The sequence below is a fragment of the Mycobacterium sp. TH-M25 genome (genome assembly GCF_057473665.1).
Genome location: NZ_JBYCLA010000322.1, coordinates 1 through 4,450 on the forward strand (window position 1 = coordinate 1; position 4,450 = coordinate 4,450).

A 4,450-nucleotide genomic window follows, 5' to 3' on the forward strand; every position below is an offset into this window, starting at 1 on the left:
GGCTCGGCGCGGTCGGCGCGCAGCTGCTCAACCGACATCCGTTCGGCGATGAATTCCGATGCAGTCGAGACGATTTCGAGCTGTGCGGCACTGGGCAGCAGATCCATGATTGCCTCCCCTACCTCGGCAGACCGAGCACACGCTCACCCAGGATGTTGCGCTGGATCTCCGAGGTGCCACCGCCGATCGCCTGCGAGAACGAGTAGTAGTAATAGCCCACCCAGCCGTCGGCGTCCCATCGTGACGAATGCCGAATAGCGCCCGGACCGAGGATGTCCATGGCCAGCTTGCCGATCTGTTTGGCGAGCTCGGCATAGAGCAGCTTGACCATCGAACCTTTCGGGCCCGGTGTCTCCGACTGCATGGCCAGGCAGATGTTCTGATAGGTCAGCGCCCGCAATGACGCCACCGCTGCCCGAGCGCGGGCCAGTCGCCGCGCGATCTCGTCGTCGGCGATGGCCGGCCGTCGGCCGTCCGGGCCGACATGGTCGCGGGCGTAGTCGATGAGGTCTTCGATGATCTTGGCTAGCCGCACCTGGTTCGCGGTGAATGCGGTGCCGCGCTCGAAGGACAGCGTCGACATCGCGACAGACCAGCCGTTGTCGATCTCGCCGACGACGTTGGACAGCGGAATTCGCACGTTGTCGTAGAAGACTTCACAGAATTCCGCGCCGCCTTCGATGGTCTCGATCGGCCTGACGTCGATTCCCGGTGCCGACATGTCGCAGATGACCCAGGTGATTCCGTGATGCTTACCGCCGGTGTTGTCGGTGCGCACCAGCAGTTCCTGGTAATCGGCGACGGTGGCGAAGCTGGTCCACACTTTCTGGCCGGTGACAACCAGATCGTCGCCGTCGATCACGGCCTTGGTACGCAAGGCGGCGAGATCAGAACCGGCGTCGGGTTCGGAGAAGCCCTGGCACCAAATCACTTCTCCTTTGAGAATTTTCGGGAGGTGGAAGAACTTCTGCTCGTCGGTGGCACGCGTGATCAATGTTGGTCCGGCATGGGACAGGCCGACGAAACACGCGTCGATGCCCGGGAAGCCGCGCGCGGCGTACTCCTCGTACCAGATCAGCTGTTGCAGCAGGGTCAGTCCCTTACCTCCGTATTCTTCTGGCCACGCGATCCCGGCCCAGCCGCCCTCCCACTGGGTGCGCTGCCAGGCCAGGTCGTATTGGCGGATGCCGGTGTGGTCGCGCGGCCTGGGTTCGGTCGGCTTGTTCTCGTCGAGCCACGTGCGGACCTGGTCACGGAACTCCAGTTGATCGGCCGTGAAATTCAGGTCCATAGCTGCCGAGTATAGGTGACACTATAGTCAGAAATAAAGCTCATGGCGGCGGTGGGCGGTACCTGGCGACCAATTGTTCGGCGCCGCGGGCCAGCAGGGTCACATCCGCGCCGACCAGAATGAAGCTCGCTCCGGCGGCCAGATAGCGCCGGGCGAGGGTCTCGTTGAACGCGTTCACGCCCGCGCTCTTGCCGCGCTCGACGATCGTCGCCAACGCATTCTCAATGGCGCACACTACCTCTGGATGCTCGGGCTGGCCGAGTTTGCCCATGGAGGCGGCCAGATCGGCAGGCCCGATGAAGACCGCATCGATTCCGTCGACGTCCGCGATGTCGCCCACCACTGCCAGCGCAGCCGTCGACTCCACCTGCACCGTCACCGACACACGGTGATCTTCGGTGACAAGATAGTCAGAAATGCGGTTCCAGCGGGAAGCTCTTGCCAACGTGCTGCCGACCCCGCGGATACCAGCGGGCGGGTACCGGGTTGCGGCGACGACGGCGGACGCTTCCGCGGGGCTGCCGATCATCGGGACGATGAGATTGTGCGCGCCGATGTCGAGGAGCTGCTTGATGACGACCGGGTCGGCCACCGGCGGGCGCACCACCACGTCGACGTCGGGATAGCCGGCCAGTACCTGCAGCTGTGCCAACGTGCTATGGATGTCGTTGGGTGCGTGCTCCTGGTCGACCAGCACCCAGTCGATACCGGATCCGGCGCAGATCTCGGCGATGTACCCGCTGCCCGAGGCCAGCCACATGCCGAACCGTGGACCCTCACCGGCGATCCGTTGCACCCAGCGTGTGGTCATGGCGTCGGGTCACTCTGCTCGATGTCGCCGGCCGGGCGGCTCCGGGGGTCGAACAGCACCGAGACGGTGCCAAGCGGTCCATAGTCGGCGACGAAACTGTCCCCCGGCTCGGCGAACACCGGTTTGGTGAACGAACCGGACAGAATCACCTCACCGCGCTGCAACGAAACACCGTGCGGAGCGAGCCGATTGGCAAGCCACGCGACGCCGTTGCCGGGATGGTTGAGCACTGCTGCGGCGACCCCGGACTCCTCTATGGTGGCGTTGCGCAGCAGCAGCGCGGCCACCCAGCGCAGGTCGACGTCCAGTGGGCGGAACACCCGGCCACCGAGCACCAGCCCGGCGTTAGCCGCGTTGTCGGCGATCGTGTCCACGATCGTACGCAGGTGGCCGGTCTCGGGGTCGGACATCTGGACGCGGGCGTCGAGAATCTCCAAAGCGGGGGTCACGAACTCCGTGGCGCGCAGCACGTCGAACAGCGTGACGCCGGGTCCGCGCAGTGTTTCGCCGAGTATGAAGGCCAGCTCCACCTCGATCCGGGGACGAATGAAACGGCCGGGCGGCACATGGCCGCCGTCCTCGATGAACATGTCATCGAATATCGCGCCGTAGTCCGGCTCGTCGATCGAGGCGGCCCGCTGCATCACCTTGGAGGTCAGGCCGATCTTGCGGCCCTTGATCACGCGACCATCGGCGACCTTCAGTCCGACCAGTGCGCGTTGTACCGCATAGGCATCCTCGACGGTCATCTGCGGATAGTCCAGCGACAACTGCCGGATCGGTTTGCGGTCATGCTCGGCCGCATACAGCCGTCGCGCGATGTCGTCGATCTCGCCGGGTTCCGGCCGTCTCATCGGCACGGTCTCACCTGGTGAGGAACGAAACGGCCGCCGAATTGAACTCTTTCGGGTCTTCGAAATGCGGCCAGTGCCGGACATCAGGCATCTCAAAGACCTCGGCATGCGGGATCAAGCGGGCAATCGAGGTGGCCGTCTCCTGGTACACCCCGTGGTCGCGACCCGAGGCGACCACCATGACCGGTGCGGTGATCGACTTCCACTCGTCCTCGGGTATCAGGTTGCGATCGCGAACCGCGGCGTCCTGCAGGATCAGCAGGTGGTCGATGCTCTCTCGAGTGTCGTCCCGCTGGTAGATCGCTCGGCGCAGCCCGATCAGGTCCGGCAGGCGGTTGGCCTCGTCGGCGATGAGGTGGGCGAACACCGCGTGCAGCGAATCCCAAGTGGGTTCGTTGACGGCTTTGGTTCGTTCGGCGCGGATACGCGCCATGTTCGATGCGGCCGCCTCCTTGCCCGCCGGCGACATCAGGATCACCTTCGACACCCGGTCGGGATGGTGCACCGCGATCGTCGAGGCCACCCAGGCTCCCAACGACATCGCGACGAAGTTCGCCCGCTCCATCCCGAAGTGGTCCATCACGCCGAGCACATGCTCGACGTAGACCGCGATTTCGTAGTCGTAATCAGGCTTGTCGGAAAAACCGTTGCCGACCATATCGATCGCCACACAGTGGAAAAACTCGCTCAGCGCGGCCAGATTCGGCGCGAAGGTCTCCCAGTGCCCGCCAGTGCCGTGCAGCAGGATCGCGTGCGGCTTGTCCGGCCTGCCTGCCTCGGCGTAGCGGGTCCGCACCGGCGACCCGTACACGGCAACGTCGATGAACCCCTGCCGGAAGTCCAGCTCCTTGAGGTACATCCAGATGCTCCGGTAGTCCTCGGTATCGATCACGGCACCGGAGGTGACGGTCTCGGTCATACGGCCCCTTCGCAGCGTTTCTGACATTGATGTCGCTAATTGTCGGTTATGCCTTTACGCAGCCAGTGTGCATGTTCAGGCGCGGTTGACGCAATGCCTCCCGACACAAAGTCGATTGATTCTGACAGTAGTATGCGGTAATAGTTGGTGAGTCTCTCCGCCTGAACTTGAGCACCAGAGAAGAGCCACGATCGCCATGGAATCGGACAGTCGCACACCGAAGCGTCGCGAGTTGGCGATCCTGATCAATGAGTTCGCCGCGGTCCGGCTGTGGCTGGACAGGTCAGGCAACGGCCGCCGCCTGCTGGTCGAGGATCTGGAAAGCGGTGACGAGGTGTTCTTGGACCCGCTGGAACTGTCCAGCTTCACCCTTGCCACGCCCGAGGATCGCGAGGATTGGCTGCGCGTCGGAAACTACCGGGGCGAACGAAAGCACCGGACACCATGACCAACGTGGACATCGTCGGGTTGGGAAAGACCCGGATGTCGCTGCGGCCCAGCCCGTCCGGGGACGCCACCCCGGTGCAACTCGCCGCCCGAGCCGCCCGGGCCGCCCTCGCCGACGCCGACATCGG

Annotated in this window: 5 protein-coding genes; 1 reads left to right on the plus strand and 4 read right to left on the minus strand. The window is 64.3% G+C overall.

The genetic code is table 11. The annotated features are described in order from the left end of the window. Positions 1–118: 118 nt before the first annotated feature. The 4 genes from AC2VOU_RS10850 to AC2VOU_RS10865 are packed head-to-tail and all read right to left on the minus strand — an operon-like array spanning position 119 to position 3,875. Positions 119–1,291 (minus strand): acyl-CoA dehydrogenase family protein, encoded by a 1,173-nt coding sequence (locus AC2VOU_RS10850; RefSeq protein ID WP_085242866.1) that lies wholly within the window; start codon positions 1,289–1,291, stop codon positions 119–121. A 40-nt stretch (positions 1,292–1,331) separates the two neighbouring features. Then, on the minus strand, positions 1,332–2,102 hold the full coding sequence (locus AC2VOU_RS10855) for an aldolase/citrate lyase family protein (protein ID WP_486957384.1): 771 nt from the start codon (positions 2,100–2,102) through the stop codon (positions 1,332–1,334). Then, positions 2,099–2,956 (minus strand): 2-oxo-hept-4-ene-1,7-dioate hydratase, encoded by an 858-nt coding sequence (hpaH, locus tag AC2VOU_RS10860; protein WP_486957385.1) that lies wholly within the window; start codon positions 2,954–2,956, stop codon positions 2,099–2,101. Before hpaH ends, AC2VOU_RS10855 begins: the two co-directional genes overlap by 4 nt. A 10-nt stretch (positions 2,957–2,966) precedes the next feature. Then, positions 2,967–3,875 (minus strand): alpha/beta fold hydrolase, encoded by a 909-nt coding sequence (locus tag AC2VOU_RS10865; protein WP_090422587.1) that lies wholly within the window; start codon positions 3,873–3,875, stop codon positions 2,967–2,969. A gap of 196 nt (positions 3,876–4,071) precedes the next feature. Here AC2VOU_RS10865 and AC2VOU_RS10870 point away from each other — a divergent pair, with 196 nt between their 5' ends. Beyond that, positions 4,072–4,323 carry a hypothetical protein gene (locus tag AC2VOU_RS10870; RefSeq protein WP_486957386.1) on the plus strand — a complete coding sequence of 84 codons (252 nt, stop codon included), beginning with the start codon at positions 4,072–4,074 and terminating at the stop codon, positions 4,321–4,323. The last annotated feature ends 127 nt before the right edge of the window (positions 4,324–4,450 follow it).